Annotated in this window: 17 protein-coding genes and 7 tRNA genes; 11 read left to right on the forward strand and 13 right to left on the reverse strand. The window is 46.8% G+C overall.

Translation table 11 applies throughout. From position 1 onward, the window contains the following. Positions 1–22: 22 nt before the first annotated feature. The 6 genes from rlmH to leuS all read right to left on the reverse strand — a co-directional run bounded on the left by rlmH (position 23) and on the right by leuS (position 5828). Positions 23–493, reverse strand: a complete 471-nt coding sequence (gene rlmH, locus L5L91_RS12880; RefSeq protein ID WP_006082752.1) for a 23S rRNA (pseudouridine(1915)-N(3))-methyltransferase RlmH — start codon at positions 491–493, stop codon at positions 23–25. After that, positions 493–822 carry a ribosome silencing factor gene (gene rsfS / locus L5L91_RS12885; RefSeq protein WP_006082751.1) on the reverse strand — a complete coding sequence of 110 codons (330 nt, stop codon included), beginning with the start codon at positions 820–822 and terminating at the stop codon, positions 493–495. The genes rlmH and rsfS overlap by 1 nt, the downstream gene beginning before the upstream one ends. A gap of 107 nt (positions 823–929) precedes the next feature. Next, positions 930–1580: a nicotinate-nucleotide adenylyltransferase gene (nadD, locus tag L5L91_RS12890; protein ID WP_263236769.1), complete on the reverse strand. Its 651-nt coding sequence runs from the start codon at positions 1578–1580 to the stop codon at positions 930–932. 24 nt (positions 1581–1604) lie between these two features. Further along, positions 1605–2636 (reverse strand): DNA polymerase III subunit delta, encoded by a 1032-nt coding sequence (gene holA / locus L5L91_RS12895; protein WP_263236770.1) that lies wholly within the window; start codon positions 2634–2636, stop codon positions 1605–1607. A 17-nt stretch (positions 2637–2653) separates the two neighbouring features. Further along, positions 2654–3148: an LPS assembly lipoprotein LptE gene (gene lptE, locus L5L91_RS12900; RefSeq protein WP_263236771.1), complete on the reverse strand. Its 495-nt coding sequence runs from the start codon at positions 3146–3148 to the stop codon at positions 2654–2656. Positions 3149–3248: 100 nt separating this feature from the next. Then, a complete protein-coding gene (leuS, locus tag L5L91_RS12905; RefSeq protein WP_263236844.1) occupies positions 3249–5828 on the reverse strand; it encodes a leucine--tRNA ligase in 2580 nt (859 codons plus the stop codon). A gap of 121 nt (positions 5829–5949) precedes the next feature. On the opposite strand from leuS, the gene L5L91_RS12910 reads away from it, so the two are divergent. Beyond that, entirely contained in the window at positions 5950–6450 is a 501-nt protein-coding gene (locus tag L5L91_RS12910) for a zinc ribbon-containing protein (protein ID WP_219251193.1), read from the forward strand. 100 nt (positions 6451–6550) lie between these two features. Here L5L91_RS12910 and L5L91_RS12915 read toward each other — a convergent pair whose 3' ends face one another. The 7 genes from L5L91_RS12915 to miaB all read right to left on the reverse strand — a co-directional run bounded on the left by L5L91_RS12915 (position 6551) and on the right by miaB (position 13543). Then, positions 6551–7210 (reverse strand): class I SAM-dependent methyltransferase, encoded by a 660-nt coding sequence (locus L5L91_RS12915; RefSeq protein WP_105251687.1) that lies wholly within the window; start codon positions 7208–7210, stop codon positions 6551–6553. 188 nt (positions 7211–7398) lie between these two features. Further along, positions 7399–7902 carry a type II secretion system protein gene (locus L5L91_RS12920; protein WP_263161882.1) on the reverse strand — a complete coding sequence of 168 codons (504 nt, stop codon included), beginning with the start codon at positions 7900–7902 and terminating at the stop codon, positions 7399–7401. Between the two features lie 10 nt (positions 7903–7912). Further along, the gene (lnt, locus tag L5L91_RS12925) at positions 7913–9487 is read right to left on the reverse strand and encodes an apolipoprotein N-acyltransferase (protein WP_263236772.1); all 1575 of its coding nucleotides are present in this window, start codon (positions 9485–9487) and stop codon (positions 7913–7915) included. Between the two features lie 6 nt (positions 9488–9493). Next, positions 9494–10369, reverse strand: a complete 876-nt coding sequence (corC, locus tag L5L91_RS12930; RefSeq protein ID WP_006082742.1) for a CNNM family magnesium/cobalt transport protein CorC — start codon at positions 10367–10369, stop codon at positions 9494–9496. A gap of 40 nt (positions 10370–10409) precedes the next feature. Further along, the gene (ybeY, locus tag L5L91_RS12935; RefSeq protein WP_105251690.1) at positions 10410–10871 is read right to left on the reverse strand and encodes an rRNA maturation RNase YbeY; all 462 of its coding nucleotides are present in this window, start codon (positions 10869–10871) and stop codon (positions 10410–10412) included. Beyond that, positions 10861–11910, reverse strand: a complete 1050-nt coding sequence (locus tag L5L91_RS12940) for a PhoH family protein (RefSeq protein ID WP_028761469.1) — start codon at positions 11908–11910, stop codon at positions 10861–10863. Before L5L91_RS12940 ends, ybeY begins: the two co-directional genes overlap by 11 nt. Positions 11911–12118: 208 nt before the next feature. Then, positions 12119–13543, reverse strand: coding sequence for a tRNA (N6-isopentenyl adenosine(37)-C2)-methylthiotransferase MiaB (gene miaB / locus L5L91_RS12945; RefSeq protein WP_263236774.1), 1425 nt, complete (start codon positions 13541–13543; stop codon positions 12119–12121). A gap of 377 nt (positions 13544–13920) precedes the next feature. On the opposite strand from miaB, the gene L5L91_RS12950 reads away from it, so the two are divergent. The 10 genes from L5L91_RS12950 to L5L91_RS12995 all read left to right on the forward strand — a co-directional run bounded on the left by L5L91_RS12950 (position 13921) and on the right by L5L91_RS12995 (position 18227). After that, complete coding sequence (locus L5L91_RS12950; protein WP_263236776.1) at positions 13921–15198, forward strand: FAD-dependent monooxygenase; 1278 nt, start codon at positions 13921–13923, stop codon at positions 15196–15198. A gap of 165 nt (positions 15199–15363) precedes the next feature. Next, positions 15364–15951, forward strand: a complete 588-nt coding sequence (pth, locus tag L5L91_RS12955) for an aminoacyl-tRNA hydrolase (protein WP_028761467.1) — start codon at positions 15364–15366, stop codon at positions 15949–15951. A 132-nt stretch (positions 15952–16083) separates the two neighbouring features. Then, entirely contained in the window at positions 16084–17175 is a 1092-nt protein-coding gene (gene ychF / locus L5L91_RS12960) for a redox-regulated ATPase YchF (protein WP_028761466.1), read from the forward strand. A gap of 208 nt (positions 17176–17383) precedes the next feature. Next, positions 17384–17460: transfer RNA gene (locus L5L91_RS12965), tRNA-Met, on the forward strand. A gap of 94 nt (positions 17461–17554) precedes the next feature. Next, positions 17555–17639 (forward strand) — tRNA-Leu (locus L5L91_RS12970). 60 nt (positions 17640–17699) lie between these two features. Continuing rightward, positions 17700–17774, forward strand: a tRNA-Gln gene (locus L5L91_RS12975). 24 nt (positions 17775–17798) lie between these two features. Continuing rightward, positions 17799–17873, forward strand: a tRNA-Gln gene (locus tag L5L91_RS12980). A gap of 2 nt (positions 17874–17875) precedes the next feature. Further along, positions 17876–17952: transfer RNA gene (locus tag L5L91_RS12985), tRNA-Met, on the forward strand. Positions 17953–18027: 75 nt separating this feature from the next. After that, positions 18028–18112 (forward strand) — tRNA-Leu (locus tag L5L91_RS12990). A 40-nt stretch (positions 18113–18152) separates the two neighbouring features. After that, positions 18153–18227 (forward strand) — tRNA-Gln (locus L5L91_RS12995). The last annotated feature ends 19 nt before the right edge of the window (positions 18228–18246 follow it).

The following is an 18246-nucleotide window of genomic DNA, read 5'->3' on the forward strand; positions in this document are numbered from 1 at the left end:
ACTCGTTAACATCAAGATCCCGCTATTCTCTATGGTAGGGGTGATTCGTGTTCACGCTCCACGCGCGGTACAAACTTTCGGCAACCACCACCCGTACGAGTGGGTGAGGTAAGGTTAATGCCGAAAGACACCAACTTTGGTTTGCCGCTTCTTTGCAAGCTGGCGCTAATCCTTCAGGTCCACCAATCAGTAAACTGACGTCGCGACCATCGAGTTGCCATTTAGTCAGCGCGGTTGCTAGCTCGGGGGTCGTCCAGTTTTTGCCGGGGAGATCTAAGCTAACAATATGATTGCCTTTGGGAATGGCCGCCAACATTTGTTCGCCTTCTTTTTGAAGTATCCGGACAATGTCGGCATTTTTCCCCCGCTTTCCAGCGGGTATTTCGATAAGCTCCAGCGCCATATCACGGGGAAAACGGCGCTGGTATTCTTCGAAACCACGGGTAACCCAATCGGGCATCCGTGTTCCTACTGCGATGAGCTGTAACTTCATCAGTCTTGCTTTTCTGACCAGAGCTTTTCAAGCTGGTAGAAATCACGGGTTTGATCTTGCATAACGTGCAGGATCACATCGCCCATGTCCACAAGAACCCATTCGCTGCTTTCGCGGCCTTCAACACCTAAAGGTGGAATACCGGCTTTTTTCGCTTCAACCACAAGGTTTTCGGCGATAGCTTTAACGTGAGTCTTTGATGTACCTGAACATATGACCATGTAGTCAGTGATGTTAGATTGCTTGCTGACATCCAGAACAACAACGTCTCTGGCTTTCAAGTCGTCGATCTTGTCGACAACAAACTGTTTTAATTCCGCGCTCTGCACGCTGGCGTACCTCATTAATTTTAAATAGCGCGGTAGTATACCAGTGTTGCTGCTGGGAATACATTGTCATTGGCAGTTGAGTTGGCGATATCTGCTTACGGTTCGAGCTAAGGTAAGTAAAGTCGTTGATTTTGGATGTAATCTAGCGTGACGGGCATGAGTAAATCGGTGGGAATTTCGCCTTTTGCCAGTTGTTCGCGGATTTGAGTTGAGGAAATATCCTGTGGCGTAATTGTCACAGGGAAAATCTGCCTACAGTTTTTATGGACGCTGCTAGTACGACCTTCCACAGTCCCTTGGGGCGCTTGACTGCGGGCCGTCAATACCTGTTGCATAGGATGCTCTGCATCGAGCTGCCAACCCGGGCGCTGGCAGACAACGAGATGGGCAAAGTCGAATAGGCGTTGCCACTCATGCCAGCTTTTTAATTGGATGAAAGAGTCCATCCCCATGATAAAAAACAGCTCGTCTTCCGGATGTAAGGCTTTCAGTTGCTCAAGCGTGACAACTGTGTAGGAAGGCGTGTCACGTTTAGCTTCGATGTCGCACAGTGCAAATCCGTCGAGTTGCTGACAGACATCAGCTACCATTTTGAGGCGCTGTGTTGTGGTTAAGTTAGGCTGCTGTTTATGGGGCGGAATATGGTTCGGCATCAGTAGGATTTTATCCAAGGCTAATGCTTGCTTCACTTCAATCGCAGGACGGATATGACCATAGTGTATCGGGTCAAAGGTGCCGCCTAAAATACCAATACGCATATCAAGCCTTTGGTTAACCTATGATTAGTCTATGGCTATATGTGCCAGATGCCGATGGGCTCTAGGATCAAATAACAGACACAGGTGGCTCAGACCAGTCCAATCCTCTTTCCCCTGTTGCTTTAAGTTGAGCTCAAGTTTCGAGGCGAGGGCGAGCATATGTTCGAGTTGTTCAAGGCTGAGTCGTTGCAGCGCCGCTTGATACAGTGGTTTACGTTTATCCCAAATTCGATGTTTACCCCAGAGTGCACTTAGCGCAACGCCTTGGGCTTGCTCGCATTTCAAATTGAATAACAAACCGAGTTCTTTAAACAAGGCCCACAGCAGGATAGGTAAGGCAGTGCCTTCGCTATTGAGCTGGGCTAGCATGTGCTGCGCGCTATCCTGTTTATTATTCAGCAATGCATCCGTGAGTTGGAATACGGTGAAGCGCGACTGATCTTCAAAATAGTGGCCCAGTTCGTCGGCACTGACGGGTTTTGTTGGGCTCAGGAGTTGCAGCAACTGCATGGCTTGATCGGCAGCTAGTAAATTCCCTTCATACAGAGAATGCAGCATAGCACGGGCATCAGGCTGCAGATTGAGCTTAAAGTGCTTGATGCGGCCATCGAGCCAGCGCATAAACTGCTCGCCCTCTGGCGTAGCGCAGGGCAGATACATGCCATGGGCATCTAAGGTCTTAAACCATTTACTGTTGGTTTGCTCTGTGGCGAGCTTTGGCCCTTCGATAATCAACAGCATATCGGGATTGGGCGTCTGCAATAGGGCTTGCAGTGTGTTTGAGCCTTCGGCACCGGGCTTAGCTTGGGGAAGGGTTAGCTCAATCAAGCGTTTACTGGAAAACAGGCTCATGGCCTGCCATTCCTGAGTCAGATCGTTCCAATTAAAGCCCGTCTCTTGAATGAGTTGGACTTTTTCATCGAATCCATGACGTTTGGCGAATTGGCGGATCTGATCTTTGGTGGTTTCAATCAACCAAGGGTCATCCCCAAAAATCAGATAACAAGGAAATAACTGGTTAAGGTGGCGGGAGAGTTGATCTGGATAGACTCTCATTTAATGATAGCCCCGCATTAATTCACCTCAGTACTGGCCATTGCTTGCAGAATACGATCGGCAGCTTGGATACGCATTTCCTTTGTCAGCAATTCCATTTCACGGCTCTTTGCCAATGCGGTACGTGGATCGTCTAAGTAGTCGCGGCGAATTTCAACCTTGAAAGGCTGCGCTTCTTTGCCCGGCAGTGCCACAGCAAATTCGACTAAATAAATTAGCTCATACTCGGCGACGTTACCTGTGGGGTACAAAGATAATGTCGAGCGTTCAAGGGAGTCGGTGATTAGCCTTAATACTGGAACGTCATCGGCGGCGTCGACAACTTGGATATTGTTCAAGCGCAGGCGTTCACGCACCAAACGAGTGAGTTCACTGTATTCATCCACACTGCTCAAACTCAAATGATTGAGGGCATCAGGGATCTGATAACTGCGTTGAAGCTTAAAACCGCAACCAGCGCTGGTCATAATGATCAGTGCCATGATTGCGAAGCATATGCGTTTGATTTGCATAGATTTCGCGGTTTCCTATTCGTGGTATACCCTGCAGGCTTGAAGTTGCAGCTATGCTGCAACTTCATTGGCTTTGAGTATAGCGAGTTATTAGCAGCCGTTAATTGGCCACTATGCTGAGCAGTTTGCCCGGCACATAGATCACTTTACGTACTGTCAGGCCGTCTAGGTATTTGATCACGTGTTCATCACTCATGCCTAAGGCTTCTACTGATTCTTTATCAGCGTCGGCGGCTACTGTGATTTTTGCGCGAACTTTACCGTTAACTTGCACAACGATGAGCTTGCTGTCTTCAACTAGCGCAGCTTCATCAACGACTGGCCATTGGCTGTCTTCGATGTTGCTAGCATTGCCTAACTCGTTCCACAGGTTAAAGCTCACATGCGGAATGATAGGGTACAGCAAACGCACTATGGCGGATAAGGCTTCGCCGATAATGGCGTTGTCTTGGCCTGTGGTTTGTGGTGCTTTTTGCAGATGGTTCATCAGTTCCATCACGGCGGCAACCGCAGTGTTGAACATTTGACGGCGGCCGATATCGTCGGTTACTTTGGCGATCGTCTTGTGGACTTCACGGCGCAGCGCTTTTTGATCGGCAGTTAACTTGCTGACATCTAAGGCTTCGCTGTTATCTTGGTTCACATGCTCGTTTGCAAGCTTCCACAGACGTTTAATGAAGCGGTGTGCGCCTTCAACGCCAGATTCTTGCCATTCCAGAGTTAATTCTGGTGGTGAGGCGAACATCATAAATAGGCGAACGGTATCGGCGCCGTATTTTTCGACCATGACTTGAGGATCGATACCATTGTTTTTCGACTTAGACATCTTGCACATGCCGGTATAAACCAGCTCGTTGCCGTCTTTGTCGATAGCCTTAGTAATACGGCCCTTGTCGTCTTTTTCTGTGGTCGCTACATCTAAAGGCGAAACCCATACACGGGCGCCTTTTTCGTTGATGTAGTAGAAAGCATCAGCCAACACCATGCCTTGGGTCAGCAATTGTTTGGCTGGCTCGTTAGAGTTAACCAGACCTGCATCACGCAGCAACTTGTGGAAGAAGCGGAAATATAACAAATGCATACAAGCGTGTTCGATACCGCCAATGTATTGATCCACAGGTAGCCAGTAGTTGGCTTTAGCGGGATCTAACATTTCGTCTGCATGCGGGCTGCAGTAACGGGCGTAATACCAAGAGGATTCCATAAAGGTATCGAAGGTATCGGTTTCGCGCAGCGCATCTTGGCCATTAACTTGGGTTTTCGCCCATTCTTTATCGGCCTTGATTGGGCTTTGAATACCGTCCATCACGACATCTTCTGGCAGCAATACTGGCAGTTGATCTGCTGGCGTTGGGATCACAGTGCCGTCGGCTAAGGTCACCATAGGGATTGGTGCGCCCCAGTAACGCTGACGTGAAACACCCCAATCACGTAGACGATAGTTGACTTGGCGCTTGCCTTTACCTTCGGCGACTAACTTGTTAGCGATGGCATTAAAGCCTGCTTCAAAGTCTAAACCGTCGAACTCTCCCGAGTTAAACAGTACGCCTTTTTCGGTATAAGCGGCTTCGCTAATGTCCACTTCGCCATCAACAGGCTTGATCACAGCCTCAATTGCTAGACCGTATTTTTTTGCAAATTCAAAGTCACGTTGGTCGTGCCCAGGAACTGACATTACGGCACCTGTGCCATAGTTCATCAACACAAAGTTAGCTGCCCAAATCGGCACTTGCTTACCAGTGATAGGATGAATGGCGAAAAGCCCTGTAGCGACACCGCGTTTTTCCATGGTCGCGAGTTCGGCTTCAGATGTTGTGCTGTTTTTGCACTCATCGATAAAGGCGGCAAGCTCAGGATTGGTTTGCGCGGCGATTTCAGCTAATGGATGACCTGCGGCAATCGCCACATAGGTCACGCCCATTAAGGTATCTGGACGTGTGGTATAGATATCGAAGCTTTTATCGTGACCTGCAACGCCGAAGGTCATTTCTACACCTTCGCTGCGACCAATCCAGTTGCGCTGCATGGTCTTAACCTGTTCAGGCCAGCCATCTAAGGTATCGATATCGTTTAATAATTCTTCTGCATAGGCAGTGATCTTAATAAACCACTGTGGAATTTCTTTTTGTTCCACAGGGGTATCACAGCGCCAGCAGCAACCGTCTTGAACTTGCTCGTTCGCCAGTACGGTTTCATCGTTTGGACACCAGTTGACTGAAGCTGTCTTTTTGTAGACTAGGCCTTTCTCGTACAACTTAGTGAAGAACCATTGTTCCCAGCGATAATATTCAGGGGTACAAGTGGCGATTTCACGGCTCCAATCGTAACCAAAACCCAGCAATTTCAGCTGGTTCTTCATGTATTCTATGTTTTCATAGGTCCATGGTGCAGGCGCAGTCTTGTTGTTAATTGCGGCATTTTCTGCGGGCAAACCAAATGAGTCCCAACCAATAGGCTGGAGCACGTTTTTGCCTTGAAGACGTTGAAAGCGTGCAACTACGTCACCTATGGTATAGTTGCGTACGTGTCCCATGTGGAGTCTGCCAGAAGGGTACGGAAACATCGAAAGGCAATAAAACTTTTCTTTGTTTGCGTCTTCAGTGACTTCGAAGGTTTTGTTGTCATGCCAGTGCTTTTGCACTAAGGCTTCAATTTCTGAGGGATTATATTGCTCTTGCATCACTCTATTTCCGGCAGTGCCGCCTATTATTGGATCTAACGCCATATCAGCGCGAGTAAGATCTGCATAGAATAAACTAGAAGCGATGCATTAAAAAGGTTCGTATGAAGGAGTATTGGTTATGAATGATAGAAGTAACGCGTTACTAGGACTGTATCAAGCCTTAATTACCGAAGTGAAATCTCAATTTGAAGAAGATAACACTATGACTGTAAAGAACTTATTTAATTCTGTCACTCAAGGTAAGGAGTATTTACGTCTTAAAGAACAGGCAGGGGAAGATGAACTCGCTTTAGTCGAACAATTCTTAAAGCGTGATATTACGAGTTTTCTCCGTGAGCAGAACGCGGATAGTTTGAGTCATAGCCCAACCGTGATTACTTTAGAGAATACGCTTTGGCATTGGCTCAGTGAAATCACCGACCGCAGCCAAGTCGAATGGCATGAGTTAACGCAAGATTTTAAGCACCAAGGCTACTACAAGAGTGGTGATATTGTGAATCAGGGCATCATGGTGTGCACTAACTGTGGTAATGAAATGAGTATTGAGTTTCCTAGTCCCATCCCAGACTGTCCTGAATGTGACCATGAAGAATTTACCCGCGAACCGCTTACGCCTTAATCAAGGTGATGATGTTATGCAGCTAAAACGACGCCTCAGCGTCGTTTTTTTTGAGTTCTATTAGACCTAAATGGCTCATATCTGCATTAATTAGGTTGTATCAACTGTTGGTACGAGAGTAGTTGAGGATTTGACCGCCAAAGGGCGCTAATAAAAATTCAGTGTGAATGGGTTTATGTTGTGAGTGTTCGTAACCTAAGGTCACCATACGTTTACTGAATTTTGCATGATTACCACGGCCTGGATCGACTAAGACTACATCACAAATTGGTTTAGCATGCTGCTCAATAAATTGTGACAACAGATCGGCATGTTCTTGTTCGTACAAGAGATCGCTGCCGATAATGAGATCAAATAAACCTAAATTAGTTTGTGCATCTGCCCACCCTGTTCGAACAAACGGAATCGCACGACCATGATTTAAATCGACATTTTGCTTAAGGAAATTTTCCGACTCGGGGTGATAGTCGGTTGCTGTGATGTCGGCATGTCTGTGGTTTAGCACTAGACTTGCCAGCCCTATACCGCAGCCAACCTCAAGAATGCGTTTATTATCAATTTGATAATCGGCCATATGATGGGATAGCACTTGGCTAGACGGCCAAACTATGCCAAATAATGGCCAAGTTGCGGAGGAAATACCGAGCTTTTCAGCTTCGCCATCTAGGTCTTCAAATTCTTGGTTATTTCTTAGGGTTCTGACATGAATGTCGAGATCCCCAAATTCGTGGGTTTGGTAGCGCACGCGAAGCTGTGCCATAGAGTTGCCTTGACTGTGTACCTTGGTTAAGGAACGAGGTAATGGTACCAATCATATTGGCTATGCAGACACAGTTACTGTGATTGGTATAAGGCCACGTCTAATCGTTCACCTTAACGTGGAACGCGCAATCAGCCTAATGTATTCGCAGACAATTGCAGGATAACACAGGTTAACTGAGTGTCAGCCTAACAACCTTGGGTGTTGATATCATATTGCGGCGCAGTGTTGGCATCGCTGGCTTGGGTGTAGCGGAAATAGCATTGGTCATCATTCACTAAGGAGTTGTTGTTAAGATCGTAGCCTATATAAGTGATATCAATGCCTTGATATTGAATGATAAGTTTATCATCTGAGGTGATCCATTTTTCCATATCAGTATTATCGAGGTAACCCCATTTTAATCGTGTATCTGGAGTGCCATCACCATTGAGGTCGATATCAATAATATCATCGCGCCCAGCTACCGCTTGGCTTAGTAGGCTAGGCATTTGGGTTTTTGAGTAAGCTAGCATATTGGCTGTTTTAACGCTGGCCTGTACTTGGCTTAAGGTTTGTACCCGCGCTTCTTTACTTAAGCCGATAAATTTAGGCGCGGCGATCACAGCCAAGATCCCAAGCACAATAATCACAACGACAAGTTCAATTAAGGTAAAACCTGCCACATCTTGTTTATTGACTTGGTAATGCATGGCCTAAATCCTATTGCGCTTTAAAACGTCGGGCAAGACCGAGTAGAACGATTAAACCACAGAGTATCAGTAGGGGCATTTGGCCTAATTTTGCAAACCAAGTTTGTCCTGTGACTAATGGAATGCTTGCACTTAGCACGCCTATTTCAAACTGTGGCAATGACGCTGTGATATTGCCACGCTCATCGACTATGGCTGTCACGCCATTGTTGGTTGCGCGTAATAGAGGCCGACCCAATTCAACCGCGCGCATTTGAGCGATTTCCATATGCTGTAATGGCCCATTTGAGCTACCAAACCATGCATCGTTAGAGACAGTTAATAGTATATCTGTCCCTTGATTAACGTTGTCGCGCAACTGTTCCGGAAAGGCTATTTCATAACAAATTGCTGGCGCGATTTTATGGCCTAGTGCGCTGAGGTTCGGCTGTTGATATTCGCCTCGCGTAAAGGACGACATGGGCAAATTAAAGAAAGGTGCTATCGGGCGCAGCAGCGCTTCAAAGGGGACAAACTCGCCAATTGGCAACAGATGGTGTTTCTTAAATTGATTGCTACCATCACCCTCATAGTCTGGGCCTGCTTGTTGTTTCTGATTATGATTACCAAGCACAATCAATGAATTATAGAACTCATTGTTTTGATGGCTGATAATACCAGTGATAATTGAGGTATGGTTTAGATTGGCGACTTTATTGGCGTTATCTAAAAAGTCCTGCACCATAGATTCTGGCGCTGGAATTGCCGCTTCTGGCCAAATAATGATATCGGCATCCAGATGTTCGCGGGATAAATCCATGTATTTTAACAGCGTCGGCCACAGGGCATCGGGTTCCCACTTCATGCTTTGGGGAATATTGCCTTGCACCAGTGCCACTTTAACATTTTCACCCGTAGGATGAATGTCCCAAAGTTTAGGCGCAGCCCAAACGGCCAGAATACTGAGCGGCAGTAAAAGCAGTAAACTCTTATAACGCTTAGTAAAACAAAGCGCTAATGCACCAGCGAGCATGGCCAATACAAAACTTATTCCCAGTGTGCCTATGATACTGGCAAGGGGTTTTAGTGGCCCTTGAGTTTGCGAGTAACCCGCCCATAACCAAGGGAAGCCTGTCATTACCCAGCCACGAGCCCATTCGGTCAAGGTCCATAATGCGGGGAATAGGGCGAGATTACGCCAAAGACCAAATCGATTTTCACCATTATGGCTCAGCGTTTTAGTTAACCAAACCAGCGCCAAACCAGTTAGCGCGGGATACAAGGCTAAATACAAGGCTAACAAGGCCATTAACCCAACGGAGGCAATGAGCGGCATACCACCAAAGGTATCCATGCTCACGTGAACCCAGCTGATCCCTACGGCAAAACAGCCAAATCCAAAGCTTAACCAATAGTAAAAGCTTGCCTTAGCGCTCAGCGTTCGGCTGTGCCAGAGGGCAATAGCCATGGCAAACGGATAGATTATCCAAATGGAATAAGGCGCAAATGAAAGCGCCGTACTGGCGCCAAGGGCAAATGCCAGTACGAGTCTCACAGCACTAGGTTGGGACTGTTGTTGGGCAAAAGCCCGGATTTTTTTTAGCACGAGTGATTATTCTACGTCTTCGCCAGTATTAGGATCGGGGAGTTTAACTCTGAGTTGGATTAAACGCCTAGTGTCAGCATTGATGACTTTAAATTCTATGCCTTCAATGATGATGCTCTCGTTACGTTCTGGCAGATGGCCAAAGGCGTGTGAGACTAAGCCACCGACGGTATCAAACTCTTCATCGCTGAATTCAGTGTTGAATTCTTCGTTGAAATCTTCGATTGGCGTCAAAGCTTTAACCATATAAACCGTGTTACCGACTTTGCGGATCTCGGTTTCTTCAGTGCTATCGTGGTCGAATTCGTCTTCAATCTCGCCGACAATTTCTTCAAGAATATCTTCGATAGTCACAAGACCCGATACGCCGCCGTACTCATCAACCACAATCGCCATATGGTAGCGTTGAGAGCGGAATTCTTTTAGCAGAACATCGACGCGTTTGCTTTCGGGCACAACCACGGCGGGACGGATCACGCGATCCAGTGAGAAGGGCTCATCACTGTTGGAGAAACCGTAAGGGATCAAATCTTTGGCAAGCAATATGCCTTCGATATGGTCTTTATCTTCGTTAACGACGGGGAAGCGCGAGTGACCTGAACCAATCACAGTCGCAAGTAACTCTTCGACCGAATTGTCTATCTGGAGGGCGACAATTTGAGCTCTTGGGATCATGATATCCCGAACACGCATATCAGAAACGTCTAATACACCTTTTATCATCTCGCGGGTGTCTTGGGTGATCAAATCGCGCTGCTCGGCACCATCAATCACATCAACTAGATCTTCGCGATTTTGAGGTTCGCCCTGAAATAGCTGACTTACTCTATCAAACCAACCTTTCTTGTGGGCGTTCGTACTAGGGGGGATATCGTCACTCATAGTTTTCTCATTAGCTTTTGATAGGGATTATCTTAGCTAATTATTGTTCCTTATATGGGTCAGTAAAACCTAAGCTTTCAATGAGTTGAGTCTCTAATGACTCCATCTCTTCGGCTTCTTCATCGTCGATGTGATCATACCCTAGCAGATGCAAGCAACCATGTACAACCATGTGTGCCCAGTGCGCTTCTAGTGGTTTTTGTTGTTCACGGGCTTCATTTTCAACGACTGCCGCGCAAATGACAAGATCTCCGAGTAAAGGAAGTTCAATTTCTGGTGGTGCTTCAAAGGGAAATGACAGTACATTGGTCGGTTTGTCTTTACCGCGATAGGTATTGTTGAGCATTTGGCTCTCGCGGCTATCGACGATACGTATGGTTAATTCAGCTTCATCCATGCTATTGCCAATTGCGGTAGTGACCCAAAGGGCGAATTGTTCGTCCGTTGGTAGCCACTCACTGGTGCTGGCATGTTGAATATCTAAGGCTAACTCAAGACTCATGTGTTGCGGCTTCCTGCTGTTGCTTTTGGTACTGGCTTTCTTTTTTGGCTTTTAAGGTTTGCTCTTTTAACTCGAAGGCTTCATAGGCTTCAACGATACGGGCAACCACTGGGTGGCGCACTACATCTTGGGAGACAAAAAAGTTAAAGCTGATTTCTTCGACTTGGCTTAACACTTCAATCGCGTGACGTAGCCCTGACTTTTGATGTTTAGGTAAGTCGGTTTGAGTGATGTCGCCGGTGATCACCGCACGGGAATTGAAACCGATACGGGTAAGGAACATCTTCATCTGCTCGATTGTGGTGTTTTGGCTTTCATCGAGAATAATAAAGGCATCGTTCAAGGTACGACCGCGCATATAGGCAAGCGGTGCCACTTCTATTACATTTTTCTCGATGAGGCGTTCCACTTTTTCAAAGCCAAGCATTTCGAACAGGGCATCGTAGAGCGGACGCAAATAGGGGTCTACCTTTTGACTTAAGTCACCGGGTAAGAAACCGAGTTTTTCACCCGCTTCCACCGCAGGGCGAGTCAGCAGAATGCGGCGCACTTCTTGGCGCTCTAACGCATCTACTGCCGCTGCTACGGCAAGGTAGGTTTTGCCCGTTCCAGCAGGACCAATACCGAAGGTAATATCGTGACGCGTAATATTGGCCACATACAAGCTTTGATTCGGATTGCGTGGCTTAATGACACCGCGGCGGGTTTTGATATTAATACCGCTGTCGTCGTTAGCGTCTGCTTGCTCTAGGGCAATGGCCGCTTGAATGGCGATATGGACTTGCTCAGGCTCAAGATCGGGCGTGCTGCCTTTAACCGTTTGGGTCTCGATGTAGAGTTCTTTTAGTAAGTTGTTGGCGCTTAAACAATTGCGTGGCAGTCCGGTGATCTGGAAATGATTGTTCTTACGGACGATTTCAACGCCAACGCGACGTTCTATCTGCTTGATATTGTCATCGAATGGACCGCACAGTGAAGCCAAACGGCGTGTTTCTGCGGGTTCGAGATACAGATTCATGGTAGTTAATTTACTGGACAAATAGCACTCCCAATAGCGAATAAGAAAGCAAGGTACGAGGTTGGTTAACCATCGCAAGATAATTTTAGTTTACGAGCCATAGCCGATAATTGCTAACGGAAAATAACAATTGCCTCGGTAGACTTAAACAAAAGTGCGTGAAAGCAAAAGGGCGACTAAGTCGCCCTTCTTTATATAGGTACTGTTTAAGCTTAAGCCGATTTAACGCTTATGGCTTAAATTGAGTCACACCCAGTTCATCATCTTGCTTGCGCTTGGCCAGAATTTCTGCCGGACGCAGGCTACGACGTAGATCCATTTCATCTTCGCCGCGGATAAAGACACCGCGCAGTGAGTTAGTGTAAACGTCGACAATTTCTACATCCACGAAAGTACCAATGTGTTTTGGTTGACCTTCGAAGTTCACTACTCGGTTGTTCTCAGTACGGCCGCGCAGTTCCATAGGATTTTTCACCGATGGTCCTTCAACCAGAATACGTTGCACTGTGCCCATCATGTGGCGGCTGTAGCGCATGGCTTGCTGGGTGATGCGGTCTTGCAGAATCGCCAGACGTTGTTTTTTCTTTTCCATATCGACGTTATCGGGTAAATCTGCCGCTGGCGTGCCCGGACGTGCGCTATAGATAAAGCTGAAGCTGTGGTCGAAACCTATGTCTTCAATCAACTTCATGGTATCGGCAAAGTCTTCTTTGGTTTCGCCAGGGAAGCCAATGATAAAGTCCGAGCTGATTTGAATCCCTTCACGGGCTTTACGCAGGCGGCGGATGATTGACTTATATTCAATCGCCATATGGCCGCGTTTCATCGCTGTGAGAATACGGTCAGAACCCGATTGCACTGGTAAGTGCAAGAAGCTTACAAGCTCAGGGGTATCTTCGTAAACGTCGATGATATCTTGTGTAAATTCAATCGGGTGACTGGTCGTGAAGCGGATACGGTCGATACCGTCGATGGCTGCCACGAAGCGCAGTAATTCCGCAAAAGTACAGATAGCGCCATCGTGAGTTGCGCCGCGATAGGCATTCACGTTTTGGCCGAGCAAGTTTACTTCGCGCACACCTTGCTCCGCCAATTGGGCGATTTCAAGGATAATATCGTCCGATGGACGGCTGACTTCTTCGCCGCGAGTATAAGGTACAACACAGAACGAGCAGTATTTGCTGCAACCTTCCATGATAGACACAAACGCGGTTGGGCCTTCGGCGCGTGGCTCTGGCAGACGGTCGAATTTTTCGATTTCAGGGAAGCTGATATCGATAACCGCTTTATCACCACGGCGCACTTGCTCGATCATCTCGGGCAGACGGTGCAAGGTTTGTGGTCCGAAAATAATGTCGACACATTGGGCTCTGTCTTTAATGGCTTTGCCTTCTTGTGAGGCAACGCAGCCGCCCACGCCAATAATCAAATTAGGATTTTTATCTTTAAGCGTCTTCCAGCGTCCTAGCTGATGGAACACTTTTTCTTGCGCTTTTTCGCGGATAGAACAAGTGTTGAGCAGGAGAATGTCTGCCTCAGACGCTTCTTCAGTCAAGGTATAACCTTGGTATTCGCCTAACAGATCAGCCATCTTGGATGAGTCATACTCATTCATTTGACAGCCCCAAGTCTTGATATGGAGTTTCTTACTCATCAGTTGTGTCGCCCTAAGATGACCAATAAAAATAGCGCGACATTTTACCTGCTGTTACGGCTGCTGACCAGCTTTGTCCACACTTTTAGCTGTTGGCTTTTGCCAAGGGCGATACCCTCACAAATGCTAGGTTTTTATTGTTCGGCTGCATTTGGGCAAGATTAATATTGTTAACATGCTGAGCTTTCGTTATTCCCAGCAAACTATTCGGGCTTGAATGCCTATGTCTTCACGGATTTCGAATCGAAATGCGCTCAACATTTCCGTGGTATCTTGATATAAGGCATAATCGAGCGGGTTTGTGAAAAGTCGCTTGAGCAGAAATACAGAAGGGCTTAAAGGTGCTAACTAAGGTCGTAACTAAGGTGGTAAGTAGGATGAGCCAGATTGAAGATACACATGCACAGATGATATCCGACACCACAGATTCTAACGTGACTCATTCTGACGTCACTCATGCAGAAGGCACTCATGCTGAAAGTACTGAGTTCGATGTCATTCTTGTCGGCGGCGGCATGGTTGGTGCGGCGACGGCAATTGGATTAGCCCAACAGGGTTTGCAAGTGGCGGTGATTGAATCTTTTGCGCCAGAGGCTTATCAAGCCGAACAGCCATTAGATGTGCGAGTCTCGGCCATCAGTGTGGCTTCTGAAACGCTGCTTAAACGTCTTGGCGCCTTGGACTCATTGCTCAAGATGCGTAATGTGCCTTATCTTGGCTTAGAAACTTGGGAGCTCGATGGCTGCATCACCCAATTCCACTGTTCGCAAATTGGTGCCAGCCATTTAGGTCATATAGTCGAAAACCGTTTAATCCAACTTGCCCTGTGGCAACAGATGACACAATTAGCTGGCATCACCTTATATTGTCCCGATAAAGTGGTGGCATTTGCCCGCGATAGCGACGGTGTGAGCGTGCACTTACAGTCAAATAGTAAACTGACCGCTAAGTTGTTGGTTGGCGCCGATGGTGCTCACTCGCAGGTACGTCAATGGGCGGGAATTGGCATTTCGGGTTGGGATTACGCTCAATCGGCCATGTTGATTAATATCAACACCGCACAGGGGCAACAGGATGTGACTTGGCAGCAGTTTACGCCCAAAGGACCGCGTTCATTATTACCTTTACCAGGCAATAACGCTTCGCTGGTGTGGTACGACGATGCCAATCGAATTAAGCAGTTAATGCAGCTTAATAATAAACAGCTTGCAGATCAGATAAGAGTGCATTTTCCAGCGCGTTTGGACGCTGATTTTACCGTTGAGAATAAAGGCAGTTTTGGCCTCACTCGTCGCCATGCCCAGCGCTACTATAGTCATAATGTGGTGATTTTAGGTGATGCCGCTCACACCATTAATCCCCTCGCAGGCCAAGGGGTGAACCTTGGGTTTAAGGATGTCGAAGCATTTTTGGCGGTAATAAAGGAGGCATTAACTCAAAATAACCTCTGGTGGTCGAATGAAGTGCTTGCCCAATATCAGCGCAAGCGTTATCGCGATAATCAATTGATGATGACGGCGATGGATTTGTTTTACGCCGGTTTTAGCAACGATATTCTGCCGCTAAAGCTGCTGCGTAATGGCGCGTTAAAGTTAGCAAACATCAATTCTCCGCTCAAAAAGACTGTCCTTAAATATGCTATGGGGCTTAATTAACGCTTTGTTGTTCTGTGTTCTGACCTTGTGTTCTGCTCCTGTGCGATGACGTGGCATTTGTTGACTTGGGGTTTGAGTGCTAAAATGCCGCGTTTTTAGCTGGTATGGTCAGTTCAGTCGGCTCTTTGCGCGGCTGTCATCGACGAAATAACGATATTGAGTGTCATGAGCGAAATAAAATTAATAGTTGGTCTGGCTAATCCAGGTGCTGAATATGCACACACTCGCCATAATGCGGGGGCTTGGTACGTACTTGAGTTAGCGAGAATTTGCGGCGTGACTTTAGTGGCCGATAGTAAGTATTTTGGTTTGACCGCCAGAGCCGTATTGCACGGTAAAGATGTCCGCTTATTGATCCCGACGACTTATATGAATTTAAGCGGTAAAGCGGTTGGCGCTTTGGCGAATTTTTTTCGTATCACGCCGGAAGAGATTCTGGTCGCTCACGATGAACTCGATCTGCCGCCCGGTGTGGCTAAGTTTAAGCTCGGTGGCGGTCATGGCGGCCACAATGGTCTGAAAGATATTATTGCTAAACTGGCTAACGATAAAAACTTCTACCGTTTACGCTTAGGTATCGGTCATCCCGGTGATAAAAATCAAGTGAGTGGTTACGTACTGGGAAAAGCGCCTGCTAAAGAGCAAGAACTTATCGAGGCGGCGATAGATGAAGCCGTGCGTTCTACCGAAATTTTGTTTAAACAAGACATGGTGAAAGCCATGAACAGATTACACTCCTTTAAAGCGGAGTAGGTTTTGCCTTTGGCGAGACTTAAGTGATTCAAGTGATTTAATTATTCAGTAATGTGCTGCCATAGGGCAGGACGACTAAACCTCGCTGATGAGTGTGACTTGTCAGCCAATAATCGAGAGAAAGGTAAGCATATGGGTTTTAAATGCGGCATTGTTGGTCTTCCTAACGTAGGTAAATCAACGCTTTTTAATGCGTTAACTAAGGCTGGCATCGAAGCGGCTAACTTCCCGTTTTGTACCATTGAACCTAACACTGGTGTTGTACCTGTGCCGGATCCACGTCTGGATGCGTTAGCTGCGATTGTGAATCCACAACGTGTGTTACCTACCACCATGGAATTCGTGGATATTGCGGGTCTTGTGGCTGGCGCATCTAAAGGCGAAGGCTTAGGTAACAAGTTCCTCGCTAACATCCGTGAAACCGATGCGATTGGTCATGTAGTACGTTGTTTTGATGATGACAACATTGTTCACGTTGCTAACAAGGTTGATCCTGCTGGCGATATCGAAGTCATCAACACTGAATTAGCGTTAGCTGACTTAGACAGTTTAGAGCGTGCGGTTCAGCGTCAGCAGAAACGTGCTAAAGGTGGCGATAAAGACGCTAAGTTTGAAGTGGAAGTATTAGAAAAAATGCGCCCCATTTTAGACGAAGCTAAAATGTTGCGTTCAATGGATTTATCGAAAGAAGAGCTGGAAGCGGTGGCTTATCTGAACTTCTTAACCTTAAAACCGACCATGTATATTGCTAACGTGGCGGAAGATGGTTTTGAAAATAACCCGCACTTAGATGCCGTTCGCGCCATTGCTGCGACAGAAAACGCTATCGTTGTTGCCGTATGTGCGGCGATTGAATCTGAACTGGCCGAGATGGAAATCGAGGAGCGCGATGAATTTATGGCGGATCTGGGTATCGAAGAACCAGGTTTAGATCGTGTGATCCGCGCAGGTTATGAATTACTGAATCTGCAAACCTATTTCACCGCAGGCGTGAAAGAAGTGCGTGCTTGGACTGTGCCAGTGGGTGCGAGTGCTCCGCAAGCGGCGGGTGTTATCCATACCGATTTTGAACGTGGTTTTATCCGTGCCCAAGTGATGGCATTTGATGACTTTATTGCCCACAAAGGTGAAGCTGGCGCGAAAGAAGCCGGTAAGTTACGCGTGGAAGGTAAAACCTATATCGTTAAAGATGGCGATGTGATGCATTTCCTGTTTAACGTATAACAAAGCTTATTCACGCTGTAAGTCTCGATAAATTAAGCTAAGTATGAGCAACAAGGTGTTATTTAGCACATCTGTTGCTCAGTTTGGTGAAGTAATAGCCGAACAGCTTAACCTAAGGGAAATAGCGAAAAAAAGCTGTTGACCTAGATACCTTGAATAAGCATAATACGCCCCGTTCCTCGCTGAGAGGGGCGCGTAATATCGATGTGGCAATGTAGCTCAGCTGGTTAGAGCACAGCACTCATAATGCTGGGGTCGCAGGTTCAAGTCCCGCCATTGCTACCATTTTATTTAAGATAAATTTCTTATATAAAATGAATCACGATTTTACTCTAGCATTGATTGCTAGCATCTCTTCACGATGTAAACATGAAACTGTGCGGGAATGGTGAAATTGGTAGACACGCCAGATTTAGGTTCTGGTGCCGCAAGGTGTGAGAGTTCAAGTCTCTCTTCCCGTACCATTTTTTAGATATATGAATTTAGAAACATCGGCGATAGCGGATGTTTGAAACAGAGTTAGTTGGGGTATCGCCAAGTGGTAAGGCACCGGGTTTTGATCTCGGCATTCCAAGGTTCGAATCCTTGTACCCCAGCCATTTTTTCTCAGTTTCCAAGTTGATTGGGGTATCGCCAAGTGGTAAGGCACCGGGTTTTGATCTCGGCATTCCAAGGTTCGAATCCTTGTACCCCAGCCATTGGCAATGTAGCTCAGCTGGTTAGAGCACAGCACTCATAATGCTGGGGTCGCAGGTTCAAGTCCCGCCATTGCTACCATATTTAACTCTGTTAAAGTGATTTATCAGAGAAAAATCCAAAAATGTTGAATAGACAATTTTGGTACATTTTGATGCGGGAATGGTGAAATTGGTAGACACGCCAGATTTAGGTTCTGGTGCCGCGAGGTGTGAGAGTTCAAGTCTCTCTTCCCGTACCATCAAAATGCAATCTTCGATAGAAGATTAAACACAGTTTATTGGGGTATCGCCAAGTGGTAAGGCACCGGGTTTTGATCTCGGCATCCCAAGGTTCGAATCCTTGTACCCCAGCCAAAAAGTTAAAAAGCCTGTC

Source organism: Shewanella sp. SM55, assembly GCF_025654025.1.
GTDB classification, from domain to species: domain Bacteria; phylum Pseudomonadota; class Gammaproteobacteria; order Enterobacterales; family Shewanellaceae; genus Shewanella; species Shewanella oncorhynchi.

What these genes read in the sequence shown, in the direction of transcription:
- rlmH (WP_006082752.1), bottom strand. Translation starts at nt 493, where the DNA reads ATGAAGTTACAGCTCATCGCAGTAGGAACACGGATGCCCGATTGGGTT.
- nadD (WP_263236769.1), bottom strand. Translation starts at nt 1,580, where the DNA reads ATGCGTATTGGTATTTTAGGCGGCACCTTTGACCCGATACACTATGGT.
- holA (WP_263236770.1), bottom strand. Translation starts at nt 2,636, where the DNA reads ATGAGAGTCTATCCAGATCAACTCTCCCGCCACCTTAACCAGTTATTT.
- lptE (WP_263236771.1), bottom strand. Translation starts at nt 3,148, where the DNA reads ATGCAAATCAAACGCATATGCTTCGCAATCATGGCACTGATCATTATG.
- leuS (WP_263236844.1), bottom strand. Translation starts at nt 5,828, where the DNA reads ATGCAAGAGCAATATAATCCCTCAGAAATTGAAGCCTTAGTGCAAAAG.
- L5L91_RS12910 (WP_219251193.1), top strand. Translation starts at nt 5,950, where the DNA reads ATGAATGATAGAAGTAACGCGTTACTAGGACTGTATCAAGCCTTAATT.
- L5L91_RS12915 (WP_105251687.1), bottom strand. Translation starts at nt 7,210, where the DNA reads ATGGCACAGCTTCGCGTGCGCTACCAAACCCACGAATTTGGGGATCTC.
- L5L91_RS12920 (WP_263161882.1), bottom strand. Translation starts at nt 7,902, where the DNA reads ATGCATTACCAAGTCAATAAACAAGATGTGGCAGGTTTTACCTTAATT.
- corC (WP_006082742.1), bottom strand. Translation starts at nt 10,369, where the DNA reads ATGAGTGACGATATCCCCCCTAGTACGAACGCCCACAAGAAAGGTTGG.
- ybeY (WP_105251690.1), bottom strand. Translation starts at nt 10,871, where the DNA reads ATGAGTCTTGAGTTAGCCTTAGATATTCAACATGCCAGCACCAGTGAG.
- miaB (WP_263236774.1), bottom strand. Translation starts at nt 13,543, where the DNA reads ATGAGTAAGAAACTCCATATCAAGACTTGGGGCTGTCAAATGAATGAG.
- L5L91_RS12950 (WP_263236776.1), top strand. Translation starts at nt 13,921, where the DNA reads ATGAGCCAGATTGAAGATACACATGCACAGATGATATCCGACACCACA.
- pth (WP_028761467.1), top strand. Translation starts at nt 15,364, where the DNA reads ATGAGCGAAATAAAATTAATAGTTGGTCTGGCTAATCCAGGTGCTGAA.
- ychF (WP_028761466.1), top strand. Translation starts at nt 16,084, where the DNA reads ATGGGTTTTAAATGCGGCATTGTTGGTCTTCCTAACGTAGGTAAATCA.